17 protein-coding genes and 1 riboswitch are annotated in these 16,497 nt (G+C 43.2%); of the genes, 5 read left to right on the forward strand and 12 right to left on the reverse strand.

The annotated features are described in order from the left end of the window. From NSQ26_RS06965 to NSQ26_RS06980, 4 genes are all read right to left on the reverse strand, one after another. Window positions 1-1,281: a dihydrolipoamide acetyltransferase family protein gene (locus tag NSQ26_RS06965; RefSeq protein ID WP_499719923.1), complete on the reverse strand. Its 1,281-nt coding sequence runs from the start codon at window positions 1,279-1,281 to the stop codon at window positions 1-3. Window positions 1,282-1,400: 119 nt separating this feature from the next. After that, complete coding sequence (locus NSQ26_RS06970) at window positions 1,401-2,378, reverse strand: alpha-ketoacid dehydrogenase subunit beta (protein ID WP_090775512.1); 978 nt, start codon at window positions 2,376-2,378, stop codon at window positions 1,401-1,403. A 3-nt stretch (window positions 2,379-2,381) separates the two neighbouring features. Further along, entirely contained in the window at window positions 2,382-3,467 is a 1,086-nt protein-coding gene (pdhA, locus tag NSQ26_RS06975) for a pyruvate dehydrogenase (acetyl-transferring) E1 component subunit alpha (RefSeq protein ID WP_499719925.1), read from the reverse strand. A 359-nt stretch (window positions 3,468-3,826) separates the two neighbouring features. Continuing rightward, complete coding sequence (locus NSQ26_RS06980; protein WP_499719927.1) at window positions 3,827-4,459, reverse strand: YkyA family protein; 633 nt, start codon at window positions 4,457-4,459, stop codon at window positions 3,827-3,829. A 211-nt stretch (window positions 4,460-4,670) separates the two neighbouring features. Between NSQ26_RS06980 and NSQ26_RS06985 the strand changes: the two genes are divergently transcribed. The 4 genes from NSQ26_RS06985 to rnjA all read left to right on the forward strand — a co-directional run bounded on the left by NSQ26_RS06985 (window position 4,671) and on the right by rnjA (window position 7,701). Beyond that, a complete protein-coding gene (locus NSQ26_RS06985) occupies window positions 4,671-4,865 on the forward strand; it encodes a YjcZ family sporulation protein (RefSeq protein ID WP_499719929.1) in 195 nt (64 codons plus the stop codon). Window positions 4,866-4,965: 100 nt separating this feature from the next. Beyond that, window positions 4,966-5,517, forward strand: a complete 552-nt coding sequence (def, locus tag NSQ26_RS06990) for a peptide deformylase (RefSeq protein ID WP_499719931.1) — start codon at window positions 4,966-4,968, stop codon at window positions 5,515-5,517. Between the two features lie 305 nt (window positions 5,518-5,822). After that, entirely contained in the window at window positions 5,823-6,032 is a 210-nt protein-coding gene (locus NSQ26_RS06995; protein WP_090775506.1) for a DNA-dependent RNA polymerase subunit epsilon, read from the forward strand. Window position 6,033: 1 nt separating this feature from the next. Further along, window positions 6,034-7,701 (forward strand): ribonuclease J1, encoded by a 1,668-nt coding sequence (gene rnjA / locus NSQ26_RS07000; RefSeq protein ID WP_499719933.1) that lies wholly within the window; start codon window positions 6,034-6,036, stop codon window positions 7,699-7,701. 23 nt (window positions 7,702-7,724) lie between these two features. On the opposite strand, the gene NSQ26_RS07005 is transcribed toward rnjA, so the two are convergent. From NSQ26_RS07005 to NSQ26_RS07040, 8 genes are all read right to left on the reverse strand, one after another. After that, entirely contained in the window at window positions 7,725-8,396 is a 672-nt protein-coding gene (locus NSQ26_RS07005) for a potassium channel family protein (protein ID WP_499719935.1), read from the reverse strand. 52 nt (window positions 8,397-8,448) lie between these two features. Beyond that, entirely contained in the window at window positions 8,449-8,907 is a 459-nt protein-coding gene (locus NSQ26_RS07010) for a TlpA disulfide reductase family protein (protein WP_090775504.1), read from the reverse strand. Window positions 8,908-8,980: 73 nt separating this feature from the next. Then, window positions 8,981-9,526, reverse strand: coding sequence for a peroxiredoxin (locus NSQ26_RS07015; protein WP_090775503.1), 546 nt, complete (start codon window positions 9,524-9,526; stop codon window positions 8,981-8,983). A 314-nt stretch (window positions 9,527-9,840) separates the two neighbouring features. Continuing rightward, entirely contained in the window at window positions 9,841-11,628 is a 1,788-nt protein-coding gene (thiC, locus tag NSQ26_RS07020) for a phosphomethylpyrimidine synthase ThiC (RefSeq protein ID WP_499719938.1), read from the reverse strand. Window positions 11,629-11,799: 171 nt separating this feature from the next. After that, window positions 11,800-11,913, reverse strand: a riboswitch (TPP riboswitch). Between the two features lie 394 nt (window positions 11,914-12,307). Next, entirely contained in the window at window positions 12,308-13,420 is a 1,113-nt protein-coding gene (locus tag NSQ26_RS07025; protein ID WP_499719939.1) for an N-acetyldiaminopimelate deacetylase, read from the reverse strand. A gap of 66 nt (window positions 13,421-13,486) precedes the next feature. Beyond that, a complete protein-coding gene (dapD, locus tag NSQ26_RS07030) occupies window positions 13,487-14,203 on the reverse strand; it encodes a 2,3,4,5-tetrahydropyridine-2,6-dicarboxylate N-acetyltransferase (RefSeq protein WP_499719941.1) in 717 nt (238 codons plus the stop codon). A gap of 82 nt (window positions 14,204-14,285) precedes the next feature. After that, the gene (locus NSQ26_RS07035) at window positions 14,286-15,362 is read right to left on the reverse strand and encodes a mechanosensitive ion channel family protein (RefSeq protein ID WP_499719943.1); all 1,077 of its coding nucleotides are present in this window, start codon (window positions 15,360-15,362) and stop codon (window positions 14,286-14,288) included. 78 nt (window positions 15,363-15,440) lie between these two features. Further along, the gene (locus tag NSQ26_RS07040; protein ID WP_090775499.1) at window positions 15,441-15,632 is read right to left on the reverse strand and encodes a hypothetical protein; all 192 of its coding nucleotides are present in this window, start codon (window positions 15,630-15,632) and stop codon (window positions 15,441-15,443) included. 203 nt (window positions 15,633-15,835) lie between these two features. Between NSQ26_RS07040 and NSQ26_RS07045 the strand changes: the two genes are divergently transcribed. Beyond that, complete coding sequence (locus tag NSQ26_RS07045; protein WP_499719944.1) at window positions 15,836-16,390, forward strand: copper resistance protein CopC; 555 nt, start codon at window positions 15,836-15,838, stop codon at window positions 16,388-16,390. The last annotated feature ends 107 nt before the right edge of the window (window positions 16,391-16,497 follow it).

Consider the following 16,497-nt stretch of genomic DNA (forward strand, 5'->3'; position numbering starts at 1 on the left):
TTACCCCTCCATCAACAGTAATTGTGGGTCATTTAGCAAACGCTTAATATGATTGAGCGCATTTTGTGCAGTCACACCATCAATTAGACGGTGATCATAGCTGAGTGAAAGGGCCATCATTGTGCCAACAACAATCTCGCCATCGCGCACAACTGGCTTCTCCTCAATCCGGCCAATCCCAAGAATCATCACTTCTGGATGGTTGATGACTGGTGTGAACCATTGTCCGCTGGCAGAACCAAGATTGGAAATCGTTGCTGACCCGCCACTCATATCTGCACTAGTGAGCTTTCCATTGCGTGCTTTTGTTGCTAAAGCATTGATGTCATCGGCTAGTGTAAAGATCGACTTCCGGTCTGCTTCTTTGACGACCGGCACAACAAGTCCTTGGTCTGTATCGGCAGCAATCCCAATGTTAAAGTACTTTTTATAAACAATTTCCCCTGCTTCATCATCAATCGACGCATTTAAAGCTGGGTATTTACGGATGGCCGATGTTAAAGCTTTTACTACATAAGGTAAGTAAGTAAGCTTTGTCCCTTGGTCCGCTCCAATTTGTTTATATTGCTTACGATGAGCAACAAGCGCCGTCACATCGACTTCATCTAGGTGCGTCACATGAGGTGCTGTTTGCTTCGATTTGACCATCGCTTTCGCAATCGCTTTACGAATCCCTTTCAGCGGTACGCGTTCCTCTTGTAATGCACCTTCACCCGCAGGAATCGTAGCTTTGGTGCCTGATTCTGGCTGTTCGGTTTGTGTTTCGACCGGTTGTTCTGATGCAACTGGTGTACTTTCTTGGTCGCCAGACAAGTACGCATCAACGTCTGCTTTTAGCACGCGACCGTTTTTACCAGACCCTGTCACTGCCGACAATGCCACACCTTTTTCACGGGCATATTTACGCACAGACGGCATCGCAATCGCCCGTCCACCGTCCTCACTAGCAGGTGCTTCTGTTGGTGCAGACGCAGGTGTTTCTTTTGTTTCTACCGGCGCTGACTCTGCCGCAGGCGTAGTCTCTTCTGCTACCGCTTCACCTGTGCCATCATCAATCGTTAAAATGACGTCACCAACATAACTCACTGTCCCCTCAGGAACTTTTACTTCAAGCACTTTTCCATCAACAGGGGATGGCAACTCGACAACCGATTTATCATTTTGTACTTCAAGTAAAATGTCGTCCTCTTTTACTTCATCGCCTGCTTTTACAAACCACTTTACAATTTCACCTTCGTGGATACCCTCACCCACTTCAGGCAATTTATATTCATATGCCAAAGCTAAGACGCCTCCTTTATTATAACGCTAACTCACTTACCTTTCCAGACTAGATACTGCACCCACCCCAATAAAGATCGGGATGGGTAAGCTGAGCGATTCTCCTAAAAGAATCTCACTTAGAAATTTACAACCTCTTTCACTTTGTCAACGATAATACCCGGGTTTGGCAACCAGTCGTCTTCAACCGCTGCAAATGGATACACTGTATCTGGAGAAGCAATACGTAATACCGGTGCTTCTAGCGACAAAATTGCTCGCTCCGTAATTTCAGCCACAACATTGGCAGCAATACCTGCTTGTTTTTGAGCTTCTTGGACAACAATCGCTCGGTTCGTTTTCTCCACCGATTTCACAACAGTTTCCACATCAAATGGGCTAATCGTCATTAAATCAATGACCTCTGCGTCGATGCCCTCTTCTGCTAGTTGCTCAGCAGCTTTTAACGATGCTTGTACCATCGCCCCATAGGCAACGATTGTTACATCTTTTCCTTCGCGCTTAATATCTGCTTTTCCAAGTTCAATCGTATATTCTTCCTCTGGTACTTCTTGGCGGAAAGAACGATATAATTTCATATGCTCAAGGAAAACAACTGGATCATTGTCACGGATTGCGGAAATGAGTAGTCCTTTTGCGTCATATGGATTAGACGGAATGACGACTTTCAAACCTGGTGTTTGTGCCATGAGTCCCTCTAATGAATCAGCATGCATTTCTGGTGTTTTTACACCCCCACCAAAAGGCGAACGGATCGTCACGGGCATTGTTTGTTTATTTCCTGAACGAAAGCGCCAACGCGACATTTGTCCTGCAATTGAATCAAACACTTCAAACACAAAACCAAAAAACTGGATCTCCATCACTGGACGGTGCTGCGTCAATGCAAGACCAATCGCTAGACCACCGATACCTGACTCTGCAAGTGGCGTATCAAACACGCGATCTTCCCCAAATTCTTTTTGCAAGTTTTCCGTTACCCGGAATACCCCGCCGTTTTGCCCGACGTCTTCCCCAAAAACAAGCACGTCTTCATTATTTTTAAGCTCATTACGCATTGCATCTGTAATCGCTTGTGCCATTGTCCAATTACCCATCGGTTACTTCGACTCCTTTGCCGTATACTCTTCTAATTGCTCGCGAATGTTTACCGGCGGCTTTTCAAACATAAAGCCAAGCAAATCGGTCACCTTTTGTTTTGGCGTCTTATCCGCCTCTTTAATCGCTTGCTTAATTTCTTCTTTTGCCGTTTCAACAACCTCATTCTCACGCTCTTCACTCCACAGTCCTTTTCCTTCAAGGAACTTACGGAAACGAATCAATGGATCTTTTTTCGCCCATTCATCATCTTCTTGTTGTGTACGATAACGTGTCGGATCATCACCGGCCATCGTATGCGCCCCGTAACGGTATGTGAGCATCTCGATTAACGTTGGACCCTCACCAGCTAACGCACGCGCACGCGCATCTGATGTCGCTTTATAAACAGCAAGTACATCCATGCCGTCCACTTGAATGCCTTCAATTCCTGCGGCAACTGCTTTTTGGGCAATCGTTTTTGCCGCTGATTGCTTTTCAACTGGCACGGAAATGGCAAAACGGTTATTTTGCACAACGAAGATGGCAGGCGCATTGTACGCACCAGCAAAGTTCATCCCTTCATAGAAATCACCTTGTGACGCACCGCCGTCTCCTGTATAAGTGATCGCAACATTATCTTTCTTTTTCCGCTTCAGTCCAAGTGCCACACCTGCTGCTTGAACAATTTGCGCCCCAATAATGATTTGAGGTACAGCAATATTTAAGCCTTCTGGGAACTGACTTCCAGCAAAATGACCACGTGACCAAAGAAATGCTTGATACAACGGGAGTCCGTGGAAAACAATTTGGGGAATATCGCGATAACCAGGCAAAATCCAATCTTCTTTATCTAATGCAAAATGTGAACCGAGCATAGAGGCTTCTTGACCTGCAGTTGGCGCATAAAAACCGAGCCGTCCTTGACGATTTAAAGAAATCGCCCGTTGATCCCAAATACGCGTGTATACCATCCGACGCATGATTTCTTGTAATTGCTCATCGCTTAAATCAGGCATTGCTGATTCATTGACGACAGTACCTTCCTCGTTTAAAATCTGGAAGGTTTCAAAATGCTCTTCGACTTGCTCGATTGTTTTCGTACTCAATTTATCCACCAATCCTTTCTAAAAATACAACAAAGTTCGTAAAACATTTCCCTCAATAATAAGTGACACAGGCCGATATTTGTTGTCATCTTCCTTAGCATGTCCAAGCGTGCCGTATTTTAGCATTCCGGAATACACAAAATATAAAACATAAAACAGCTTACTTTCGTTCCTCTCTGCTGTTCCATTTGCTTCATCCGAAAAATGATACAACCCACCTTTCCTTGTAAGTCTACATGATGAGGAAGGTTAGCGTCAATCCTTTTGTTTCAATTAATTTTTCTGTAATAAAACAAATGTATTAACCAATCACTGTTATACAATAACAAAATCCCAGACTAATACAGAAGACCTTTCTGCTACTGCATGATTTTGTACAAATTTTTCTTCTCTTCATTGTATGTATCCGTCTGCTCATTAAAACGGTCAGTCAACTGACTCACTTCTTCGTATGCCCCTGCTACCTTCTCAACCTGCACCTGAAACATTTCCAGAGATACCTCTTCTTCTTGAAGCAAATGATATAATTTCTCCGTTAAATCTAAAAATGATCCATATGTCTCATGCAATGACATATATAAGTCATATCGTTTTTCCATTGCTTCACGTACTTTTTCTGCCTGTACAACAAGTTGTTCCTCATTTAATTCCTTAAACAACGGCACTGCTTGTTCAAATACCTCATAACCTTTTTCTACACTTTCTTTTTCTTTTTCAACTAACTCACGGCGTTTTTGGACAGATTGAACGGCTTGATCCGCTAAAAAAACCGATTGATCGTATTGTTGTTGTTCTAACGCCAACAATTCTTCATACAGTTTCGTCTCTGCCTCCTCCGCTTCTTTTAACAATTGTTGCTGTTCTTGAAAAACTTGTTCTTCACGGGCAGCATCATCTAAATACCGTTGGACTTTCTCCTTTGTCGTTCCACATCCGCTAATAAAGAGTATAAGAAAACAAAATCCCAACATAAACCATCGACTCTTTGCCATGCGACATCTCCTTTAAGTACTTATTCATTCCCCTTCTACGATATCGAACAACGGAACATTTCGCAAGCAACCCATTTTAAATCATTTCTCTTGTCCCAAAGGATTTTTATTTTAAAAATAGGCGAAAGACCACACACCATCCGGGCACTTGCATATGGTATGTATTGAATCGCATATTTTTTAGCGGTCAGAAAAAGAAGGAGGAATTGTTATGTACGGATATGGATATGATCAGTACCAGTACTGTGATCCTTGTGCCGGGTCTGGATACGGCAGCGGCGGTGGCAAAGGATTTGCTTTAATCGTCGTGCTCTTCATCCTGCTTATCATTGTCGGTGCTTCACAGTTCGGAGATAAAAAAGGCGCAGCCAGCCCTGCGGCATCCTCTGACTGCAAATGCCAATAAGCTCGTATAAAGGGAGGCATTTTTTTAGCCTCCCTTTTCCCTTGCAGAAAAGAATGAATATGCTTAAACTAATGGAAGAGAAGATAAGAGGTGATTACATATGCTGACAATGGAACACATCGTCCGTGAAGGAGACCCTGTTTTAAGAAAAGTTGCCAGTCCAGTCGAGCTACCGCTCGATGCAGAAGATACACAAACCCTTCTATCCATGTTAACGTTTCTAAAAAACAGTCAAGATCCAGACATAGCAAAACAATATCACTTGCGTCCAGGTGTCGGCTTAGCTGCACCACAAATCGGGATTTCAAAACGATTATTTGCCGTTCATGCTACTGATGAGAATGGGAAATTACACAGTTTTGGCCTCGCAAATCCAAAAGTGATACGGCATTCGGTTGAAACAACAGAACTTGAAACAGGAGAAGGTTGTTTATCCGTTGACCGTGAAATTGAAGGACGTGTCCCCCGATATGCCCGTATCACAGTAAAAGGCACGACTCATGAAGGAGAAGAAATCACGCTACGCCTGCGTGGGTTTATTTCGATTGTCTTTCAACATGAGCTGGATCATTTAGACGGCATTATGTTTTACGATCGAATTGAGGACTTAACGGACCCTCATAAAAAACCTCTTCCGGGTCATGCGCTTTAATGTTTTACCCAGTATTATCCTCGTTTTTTTCATCGTTTACTACACACACTACGTGATAACGAACGATGAAAAAGGAGGGTCACATTCATGCTAAGAAAATGGCGCCGACGTCTCTTAAAAGGATTTGAGCAATTGTTACCAAAATCGTTATACTTACGCGTATAATGGCAACGCGCTTGTAAAAATGCAGGGCTGACACCGTTCAGGTATCAGTCCTCCGCTAATTTTTCAGTAAACAATGTATCAAAAATATATGCTTTCCGCTATAATGTAGGAAAGAATGATTTAAAAAGGAGAGAATGTGCATGATCTTTAAAGTTCATTATCAACCGGATACCATTCAAGCACCCGTTCGGGAGAAGACACGTGCGTTATACATAGAAGCAGGAAGTGAAACTGCTGTAAGACAAGCACTCGGTCCGAAAGGGTATAACATTGAATCGATCATCAAACTTTCTGATGCATACTTAGCATATGAACAGGAACATGCAAAGTATGAGATTGTGAGTGTGTAACGTGAAACATGTGAAAAATAATCAAACGGCTATTTTTGCCCTTGGTGGGCTCGGTGAGATTGGGAAAAACACGTATGGCATCCAGTTCCAAGACGAAATCATTTTAATTGATGCGGGCATTATGTTCCCAGAAGATGAGTTGCTCGGAATTGACTATGTTATTCCAGACTATACTTATTTGCAAGAAAACCAAGAGAAAATTAAAGGACTATTCATTACACATGGTCATGAAGATCATATTGGTGGTATTCCTTACTTATTACGTCAATTAAATATTGATGTATATGGCGGTAAACTAGCGCTCGGTCTATTGCGCGGTAAACTAGAAGAGCATAAATTATTACGTCAAACAACGTTGCATGAAGTAAGCGAAGATGATGTCATCAAATTTACAAAAACATCTGTCTCTTTTTTCCGGACAACTCACAGTATTCCTGATTCTTACGGAATTGTTGTAAAGACCCCACCTGGAAATATCGTTCATACAGGTGATTTTAAGTTTGACTTTACCCCAGTAGGCGAACCCGCTGACTTAACAAAGATGGCAAAAATAGGTGAAGAAGGTGTACTCTGCCTACTCTCTGACAGCACAAATAGTGAAATCCCTGACTTCACAATGTCGGAGCGCAAAGTCGGGGAAAGCATCGATACAATCTTTGGAAAAGTGGACGGTCGAATCATTTTTGCTACATTTTCATCAAACATTCATCGCCTGCAACAAGTTGTGGAATCCTCTAAGAAGCACGGCAGAAAAATATGCGTGTTCGGTCGCAGCATGGAAAAAGCGCTTTCGATTGGTCAAGAACTAGGCTACATCCAAGCACCACCAAGTATATTCATTGAACCTGGACATTTAAAACGGGTACCTGAAAACGAAGTCACCATTCTTTGCACAGGCAGCCAAGGAGAGCCCATGGCTGCATTATCACGCATCGCCTCTGGGACACACAGACAAATCCAAATCATTCCTGGCGACACAGTGATTTTCTCTTCATCTCCTATACCTGGTAACACACTGAGTGTCGGAAAGACCATTAACCAACTCTACCGCCTTGGAGCCAATGTCATTCACGGCTCGCTTAACAATATTCACACATCGGGACATGGGGGGCAGGAAGAGCAAAAGTTAATGATTCGACTCATGAACCCACAGTACTTCATGCCGATTCACGGTGAATACCGTATGCTCAAAAACCACGTCAAATTAGCCGTAGACTGTGACGTCAAAGAAGAAAACTGCTTTGTAATGGATAATGGCGATGTATTAGCGGTACACCCAGAAGAAGCCAGTGTCTCTAGTAAGATTCCTTCTGGTTCTGTTTATGTTGATGGCAGCGGTGTTGGCGATATTGGCAACATTGTCTTACGTGATCGCCGCATCTTGTCTGAAGAAGGTCTTGTCATAGTCGTTGTCAACCTGAACATGAAAGCATTTAAAATAATGTCTGGACCAGACATTATTTCTCGCGGCTTTGTATACATGCGTGAATCAGGTGATCTGATTCATGAAGCGCAAAAATTACTCGCGAAACATTTACAACAGGTCATGAAGCAAAGAACTTCTCAATGGGCTGAGATTAAACAAGAGATATCTGACCTACTTGGTCCTTTCTTGTACGAACGGACCAAACGAAAACCAATGATTTTACCTATCATTATGGAAGTATAAACACATAAAAAAGAAGGCGATAGTTAGCCTTCTTTTTTATGTGCGATTGCTTGTTCTAACTGATAGACATCTTTTGTTAGACCGAGGACAACCAGGATGTCACCTTTTTTGATAACTTCTGTCATCGGTGGTGAAGGAAAAAATGTCCCATTACGACACACAGCTACAACGGCGCAATGGTACTTTCTCCGTAGTTCCAATGCGCCAATTGTGCCTCCGCATTTGTGTTCATCGACTGTCATTTCCATGACACTAAGCTGTCCTGAGAGTTCAGCATAATCAATGATGTTCTTTGACATTAAATTATGAGCAAGACGTGTACCCATGTCACGCTCTGGATGTAAAACGCGGTCAGCTCCTATTTTCGTTAGCACTCTTGCATGATAGTCATTTTGTGCTTTAACAGAAATATCAGGAACACCCAACTCGCTCAGTAACAACGTTGTCAAAATACTCGCTTCGATGTCATTACCAATCGCAACAATCACATGCGTATACTCGTGAACACCTAATTCCTTCAGTACTTTCTCATCCGTTGCATCAGCTACAACTGAAGACGTAACATGCTCACGAAATGCTTCAATTTTAGCATCATCTCGGTCAATCGCTAAAACTTCCGCTCCTTGCCTCATTAATTCTTGTGTTACACTTCCACCAAACCTACCCAACCCAATGACAACAAACGGTCGTCTCATCATTTCCTCCAACCGCAAAGAGGACAAAAGGATTTACGTACATTCCAAGTATTTACTTGTCTTCTTTCACACCTAAAACACGATTGACACGTTTTGTCAGCATCTTCATGCCTCCACCGCCTGCTTGAAAATGACGTAGTTGCCCTTCGCGGTCAAAAACATAATATGCAGGAACGTACTCATTCTCCAATGCATCGGTCAATTTATGGTCATTATCCACAAAAATAGGCTGCGTAATATCATGTTCGGCAGCCACACGCTTCACTTCATCAAGATCCAAATCTTTTTCAGACCGAGGCATGTGCACTGCAACAACATGCAATTTGTCACTGTACTCATCGCGAAAATTATTGACATCGGGCATTGCTTCTTTACACAATCCGCAACTAATGGACCAAAAGTGAATCAATGTTGGTTTATTACCGACAAGGTCTTCCCTCTTCACTTCTCCATTTAACCAAGTCGTTGCACCTGTTAGTTCTGGCATCGGTGACCGTAATTTTAACGGCATGTCTTTTCCCCCTTATCAAATGAAAGTGAGAGGACTAACGACATTTCACGTTAGCCCTCTTTAAACATACAATTTATAGCGTTGCTTGTCCAGGCTTCCAGTTTGCCGGGCATAAACCGCCTGTTTGCAATGCTTGAAGCACTCGTAACGTTTCATCTACGTCACGGCCAATGTTGTTATGATTCACAACAGCATACATTAATTCACCTTCAGGACTAATAATGAACAGACCGCGAAGAGCAATTCCTTGTTCTTCAATGAGTACACCGTACTCGCGCGAAACTGCATGATTTGTGTCCGCTGCCAGTGGGTACTTCAACTCACCAAGACCATTGGCATCACGCGGTGTGTTGATCCAAGCCTTATGCGTATGAACTGTGTCTGTAGAAACACCGATCACTTCCGCATCAAGATCCTCAAACTCATCGTAACGGTCACTTAATGACGTAATTTCTGTTGGACATACAAACGTGAAATCCATCGGATAAAAGTAGAGCACTGTCCACTTATCGTTTTTCATATTTTCTTCGAGGCTTACTTTACCAAACTCTTTATTTGGCAGAACAGCCTCCATTTCAAATCGAGGTGCTTGCTTTGCAACCATACGCTTTTCTGTCATCGTCAAATTTCTCCCTTCAATGATGGTACACCCTCATTATATAAGGTTTCTAATTTATAGTCAATATTATATTAGAATTAGTTTAAACTAATTCTAATATTTCATTGCCTACACCTTTCATTATATCAAAAACCAAATGAGAATCGCTAGACATATGCATACTTCTATCTGCAGAATTTAGTTGTGAGGAATCAGACTCAAGGAAAGCATATATATGCTTTCCTTGAGTCCACTCATATTCCGGCTTCTTTCATCCCGTTACTATTCATGTCTTTTTTTGTCGCACTTCTATTGCCCCGACAGTTTTTATTTTCCTACTCCTTAATATAAACTTTTCCACCTGCCTGTTTAAATTGCTCTGCCTTTTCCGCCATTCCTTGTGCAATGGCTTCTTTCGTGTCCAACTTATGCTCACGCGCGTAGTTACGAATATCTTGCGAGATACGCATACTACAGAATTTCGGTCCACACATCGAGCAAAAATGCGCCGTTTTTGCCCCTTCTGCTGGCAATGTTTCATCATGAAACGACTCTGCGCGCTCTGGATCAAGCGACAAACGAAATTGATCACGCCAGCGGAATTCAAACCGTGCTTTTGATAACGCATGATCCCTCTTTGCTGCACCGGGATGTCCTTTCGCTAAATCCGCCGCATGTGCCGCAATTTTATACGTAATAACGCCTTCACGCACATCATCTTTATTCGGCAAGCCTAAATGCTCCTTCGGTGTCACATAACAAAGCATCGCCGTACCATACCAGCCGATCATTGCCGCACCAATTGCTGATGTAATATGATCGTACCCCGGTGCAATATCAGTCGTAAGCGGTCCGAGCGTATAAAACGGCGCTTCTTGGCAAATTTCTAGCTGCTTGTCCATATTTTCCTTGATTAAGTGCATCGGCACATGCCCCGGTCCTTCAATCATGACTTGTACGTCATGTTCCCATGCAATCTTTGTTAATTCCCCTAACGTTTCAAGCTCGGCAAACTGCGCTTCGTCGTTCGCATCGGCAATCGAACCTGGACGCAGCCCATCCCCCAACGAAAAAGCAATATCGTATTGCTTCATAATCTCGCAAATCTCTTCAAAGTGCGTATACAAAAAGCTTTCCTGGTGATGATACAAACACCATTGCGCCATAATTGAACCACCACGTGACACAATACCTGTCAATCGCTTTGCTGTCAGCGGCACATAACGCAACAATACACCCGCATGAATCGTGAAATAATCGACCCCTTGCTCTGCTTGCTCAATTAGCGTGTCCCGATACACTTCCCATGTTAAGTCTTCCGCAACACCATTTACTTTCTCTAACGCTTGATAAATTGGCACTGTGCCAACCGGTACCGCGGAATTACGAATGATCCATTCTCGTGTTGTATGAATGTTTTTTCCAGTTGACAAATCCATCATCGTGTCGGCACCCCAACGCGTTGCCCACGTCATCTTTTCTACTTCTTCAGCAATCGACGACGTGACCGCTGAGTTACCAATATTTGCATTGATTTTCACATGAAAATTGCGGCCAATAATCATCGGTTCCGATTCAGGATGATTGATATTGGACGGGATTATCGCCCGTCCTGCTGCAACCTCATCACGCACAAAAGCAGGATCCATATTTTCGCGAATCGCAATGAACTCCATTTCCGGTGTAATGATCCCGTGCCGCGCATAATGGAGCTGTGTGACATTCTTCCCTTTTTTCGCCCGCAATGGCTTCCGCTTCAATCCAGCAAATGCCGCGGGCTCTACAGGTTTTTGTGCACCAAAGCCATTATCTTCTGGTTTGACCCCTCGTCCTTCATACGCCTCCACATCATCACGCTCCAAAATCCACGAACGCCTTAATGCCGGTAAACCTTTCTCGACATCCACATCATACTCCGGATCAGTATACGGGCCACTTGTGTCATACACACGAACAGGATCATTTTCTTCGTCGCCAAATGAACCTGTCGTTGGACTCAATTCAATTTCACGCATTGGCACTTGGATATCCGGTCGCGACCCTTCCACATACACTTTCTTGCTCCCCGAAAAATTTTTCATAATTGACAACATGTCATTCGTTACAGCTGGTGTTTGTTTCATACAACACATCTCCCCTTTTAGACTAAAAATAAAAGGACGAGACCTAGTACCACCACGAGGTAAAAAACATCAATAAAAAGCCGCAATCCTAGAAACGGACCCCGACTCATGTAAGAAGACACGTCTATTTATCACATCACAAGCTAGATAAACACGAGCTTGTAGATGATGTAGACATGATGTAAACTTCCCCACGCTGGTATGATCCAGATCAGGTCCAAAGGGTTTAGAAACCAATTCGTTTCCATCTCAGCCCCAGTAAGGTGGGCTCCCCTAGTTGTTGATAGGTTTATTATAACATAATGAGCGGCGGATGAAAGGGAAATAGATTTCGCAGTTTCATTCCACACACCGCAATATAAGACTCGTCATCGTCGTCAATGATTTCAATATAGTAGCATAGGTTTGACCTGGATATGATTCTAGTAAAATACCCGCATGAATTCGTACTTTTTGATTCATCTCCAATTTACAAAACATATGCTCCTCCCAGCATTGGGATGCTTAATATTGAAAGCGCTACCATATGATCCGAAACCAAAATATAAACAACACACCACGTCTTCATCATCATGATAAATTAATATAAACGACCGTGTCAACAGTAATTAATGAAATTTTCTCATCTAGTTAATACTGAAAACAGAAATTTCAAGGAGCTGCTCTAACAGCCCCCTGCTCACTTCCCTCTCAATTCCAAGAACCCCGTCATATGCCGAATCGCCACCTCAATCGCCTCTTCTTTTGGCGCAAGTCGCACATCATGTAAACCGTACGGGCTATCGACGCCGAGCCAAAACATCAAACCTGGTATTTCATTTAAAAAGTAGCCAAAATCTTCACCCGTCATTGCTTCAGTTGCCTCGTGATACGTCATCTGCGCTGCCGATTCGGTAAAGGAGCGAAAATCACTCACGAGTGTTGCATCATTGTGCACGCCGCAATAATTGGCCCCATAATCAATCATCATTTTGCATTCGAAAGCCGCTTCCACACCTTTTGTCAATGCTTCAATCCGCGCTTTCACCGTCTCCATTGCCTCTTCTGATAGTGTGCGGATCGTCCCCTCGATCCGCGCGGTCTCGGCAATGACATTTTGCTTCGTTCCACCTTGAATGACGCCAATCGTAACAACAGCGCTAGAGAGTGGGTCAATGTTTCGCGCGACAATTGTTTGTAATTGCGTCACAAAATGAGCAGCAGCGACGACCATGTCATTTGCTTTATGCGGGTAAGCCGCGTGCCCGCCTTGTCCATGAAAGTCGATAAATAGCTCAGACGTGTGCGCAAAAAGCAAACCCGGTTTCGTCGACACCGTCCCGACTGGCAATGTTGGATCAATATGCAGCGCATACATTTCATCTGGCCAGCAGTCTTTTAGCACACCTTCTTCGAGCATCGGTTTTGCGCCACCGGGCCCTTCTTCTGCTGGTTGAAAAATAAAAACGAGCTGACACGGTGGTTCTACTTCACTAAAGTGCGCTAAGATCCCAAGCGCGATCGTCATATGGAAATCATGTCCACATGCGTGCATCGTCCCTTTATGGATCGAAGCAAATTCGTAGCCTGTCTCCTCAGGTAACGGCAAACCGTCCATATCCGCACGATAAGCGACCGTATACGCTGACTTTCCGCGAACACGGACAATGACTCCCGTTTTCCACGTCTGCACAGTCAAATGAGTTTGTGGCATGTTAGCAATCGTATCCAAGATGAGTTGCTGCGTTTTTACTTCACAAAAACCAAGCTCTGGAATACGGTGAAAAGCGCGTCTCAGTTTAATCCAGTCCAAACGATCCCCTCCTTTGCAACACCAAAGGGCTAGCAATGAGTAAATGCTAGCCCGATATCTTTCATACTATTCGTCCTCATTCAAGCGCCGTAATTCTTGACGGATCTCAGTTTTCCCTTTTGTCTTCTCATCAATTTCTTTCAACACGCGCGCTGGCATTCCCGCAACAACTGTACGCGGAGGTACATCTTCTGTCACGATTGCACCAGCGGCAACGACTGCGCCTTCACCGACTTTGACACCTTCTAAAATGACCGCATTGGCGCCAACAACTACACCATCTTCAATTCGAACCGGATCCGCAGAAGGTGGCTCAATCACACCTGCTAAGACAGCACCGGCTCCAATATGGCAATTTTTCCCGACTGTCGCCCGACCACCGAGTACCGCATTCATGTCAATCATCGTGCCATCACCAATAACCGAACCGATATTAACAGTAGCGCCCATCATGATGACCGCGCCTTTCCCAATTTCGACTTGGTCGCGAATAATGGCACCTGGCTCAATTCGTGCTTCAATGCCTTTTAAGTCAAGCAATGGGATCGCCGAATGGCGACGATCATTTTCAACCACATAGTCTTCAATTTGGTCGGCGTATTTTTCAAGTACCGCTTGTACATGCTGCCATTCACCAAAAACGACACCTGTCTTTGCTTCCAAGAAAGCTTGTACATCCGAGCCAAAATCAATGCCTGCAAGCTTCCCTTTCATATGTACCTTTACCGGTGTCTTTTTCTCCGCTTTCGATATAAATGAAATAATTTCATTTGCATTCATCATCTATATATCCCCCTCTAGTTTCTCCTTAGACTTTCATTATCCATCTTAAAAGGTTACGCGCTAAATTGCAATCGACGTTTTTTTAACGAGCTGAATCCCGCTCTTCTGTATGTTCTTTTTGGTGGAGGGCAATCGGACGCAATACGGACACGCCTTCTTCCGTTAAAATATCGAGCACAGCAAAATTAATCTCTTCTTTTATAGCGAGCCACTCCGTCCACGCAACGGTTTTTGTAAAATAATAAACAAAAATATTGTAACTAGATTCACCGAATGCATCAAAATGGACCATGACTGTGTCAGATACAACCCCTGGATGCGTCAAAATCACTTGACGAATCGCCTTAACTGACTGTTCTAACGCAGCACGCGTTGCATCTTGCCCAACACCAATCGTCATATCCACCCGGCGCATCCCCATCTCCGAGTAATTTGTAATGGCTTCATTCGATAATGTTTTATTTGGTACCGTCACAAGCGTATCCGCAAATGTTCGCACCCGCGTGCTGCGGAACGTAATATCTTCCACAACGCCTTCGACTGACGCGGTTTTGATCCAATCACCTTTTTTAAATGGCTTCTCGGTAATAATGACAATGCCACCAAAGAAATTTGCAACTGTCTCTTGGGCAGCTAAAGCAAACGCAAGTCCACCTAAACCAAGACCAGCCACAAACCCATTAATATCCACACCAAAACTGGCTAATACGGCAACAACGGTGAGAGCGATCACAGCAAAACGCAACACATTTGACACAAATGGGATGATCATATGCTCTTTAGCAACATTAAATTTTCGTTGCGCGAATGCCATAAACGTACCGTGGGTAGACACATACTCATAGAGACCCCAGCCTAACAAAATGATCAAGCTAGCCTTATAAATCGGATGACCTGTAACCACGATATGCATAGACCGCAAGGCAACATCTACACCAATAATAACAAAAAAAAGTCGCATTGGCTTCTTGTACGAAAGCAATAACTGTGTAAATAACGACACATGCGTCTTTTGAGAAAAAGCTAAGATAACTTTGAACACATAACGCGTAAATATTTTCCGAAACAATAAAAACAACAAAAAAATCCCGAGTGCCATGAGCAACTGGAGCCATGGTATACTCACTCCCCAACGAATGACACGATCGATCATTTCCATCGTCGTCCCCTCCTTCCCCTTACTTACTAAAACACGTTATTCACTCCTTTTAATCATATCACGAACCACCACTTTCAGCTATTGTAACAATAGTTGCAACCATTTCCCCATATGAGATGCATCAGATAATGGCTGTGTTGTGGTTGGTTTGCTGGAAAACAGATGCTGAACAGGTTTTTGGAATCGAACATGCGAGAACATTCGATACATATAAACAACAATACAGCTACATACTATACTCCAAATTGCTACTTGCTTCTTCCTCATCATCCTGTGCACTCCTTTTTCTCCTTTAAACGTTATTTTGTGCACTTTTCGACCGTTCAAATCCTGCAAATATTGGTTATCTTATCAAATTGGAGAACATCATAAAAGAAATATGTGAACAAATCATAAACAAATCGATATTTCACCACGCGCACACATTTTTCTGTTATATTTACATCGTGAATAAAAATAAAGGAGCTAAAAACATGAAACGTTTTTTTACTTTACTATTGCTAATTTTTATGAGTTCAGCTGTAACATTGCCGAACACCATGCTTGCCCATTCTCATTACAAATCTTCCACCCCAGCAGATGGTGATGTCCTTGAAGAAACTATAACTGAAATTACGATTACATTTGATGGCGCAATCGGCACAGGAGATGTCACAGTGACAGACGAAAAAACAGATGAAACGATGCCAGTTAATTCTGTTGTAACAGAAGGCAGTTCCATGACTGCAACACTTGAAAAACCACTTCCATCAGGGAACTACCATGTTACTTGGAAAAATGTCGGTGATGATACTCATGCAATTGAGGGTGAATTTTCTTTCGAGGTCGCAGCGACTGACGCGGTGGAAAATGAAGCCGCAGCTGAAGAAGCTGCCAAAAAAGAAAGTGAAAAACAACAAACAGAGAACAAGCCTGAAACCGAAAAACAAGAAACATCATCAAATACCATTCTGACCACTTCTGTTATTGGCGCGCTTATCTTCATTGGAGCATTGCTCTTGTTTGCTATATTACGGAAACGAAAGTAATATGTACAAAAACGACAGTGTCGCCGCTGTCGTTTTCTTTTCATGACAATCATCATCTATTAGAAGCGCAGGACAAAAACCCATTTTGTTTTCATAATATTAACACA

Origin of the sequence: Bacillus sp. FSL W7-1360, from assembly GCF_038592975.1 — a bacterium.
Classification (GTDB): Bacteria; Bacillota; Bacilli; order Bacillales; family Bacillaceae_D; genus Shouchella; species Shouchella lonarensis.

What these genes read in the sequence shown, in the direction of transcription:
- NSQ26_RS06970 (WP_090775512.1), bottom strand. Translation starts at nt 2,378, where the DNA reads ATGGGTAATTGGACAATGGCACAAGCGATTACAGATGCAATGCGTAAT.
- NSQ26_RS06980 (WP_499719927.1), bottom strand. Translation starts at nt 4,459, where the DNA reads ATGGCAAAGAGTCGATGGTTTATGTTGGGATTTTGTTTTCTTATACTC.
- NSQ26_RS06985 (WP_499719929.1), top strand. Translation starts at nt 4,671, where the DNA reads ATGTACGGATATGGATATGATCAGTACCAGTACTGTGATCCTTGTGCC.
- def (WP_499719931.1), top strand. Translation starts at nt 4,966, where the DNA reads ATGCTGACAATGGAACACATCGTCCGTGAAGGAGACCCTGTTTTAAGA.
- NSQ26_RS06995 (WP_090775506.1), top strand. Translation starts at nt 5,823, where the DNA reads ATGATCTTTAAAGTTCATTATCAACCGGATACCATTCAAGCACCCGTT.
- NSQ26_RS07005 (WP_499719935.1), bottom strand. Translation starts at nt 8,396, where the DNA reads ATGAGACGACCGTTTGTTGTCATTGGGTTGGGTAGGTTTGGTGGAAGT.
- NSQ26_RS07010 (WP_090775504.1), bottom strand. Translation starts at nt 8,907, where the DNA reads ATGCCGTTAAAATTACGGTCACCGATGCCAGAACTAACAGGTGCAACG.
- NSQ26_RS07015 (WP_090775503.1), bottom strand. Translation starts at nt 9,526, where the DNA reads ATGACAGAAAAGCGTATGGTTGCAAAGCAAGCACCTCGATTTGAAATG.
- thiC (WP_499719938.1), bottom strand. Translation starts at nt 11,628, where the DNA reads ATGAAACAAACACCAGCTGTAACGAATGACATGTTGTCAATTATGAAA.
- dapD (WP_499719941.1), bottom strand. Translation starts at nt 14,203, where the DNA reads ATGATGAATGCAAATGAAATTATTTCATTTATATCGAAAGCGGAGAAA.
- NSQ26_RS07035 (WP_499719943.1), bottom strand. Translation starts at nt 15,362, where the DNA reads ATGGAAATGATCGATCGTGTCATTCGTTGGGGAGTGAGTATACCATGG.
- NSQ26_RS07040 (WP_090775499.1), bottom strand. Translation starts at nt 15,632, where the DNA reads ATGATGAGGAAGAAGCAAGTAGCAATTTGGAGTATAGTATGTAGCTGT.
- NSQ26_RS07045 (WP_499719944.1), top strand. Translation starts at nt 15,836, where the DNA reads ATGAAACGTTTTTTTACTTTACTATTGCTAATTTTTATGAGTTCAGCT.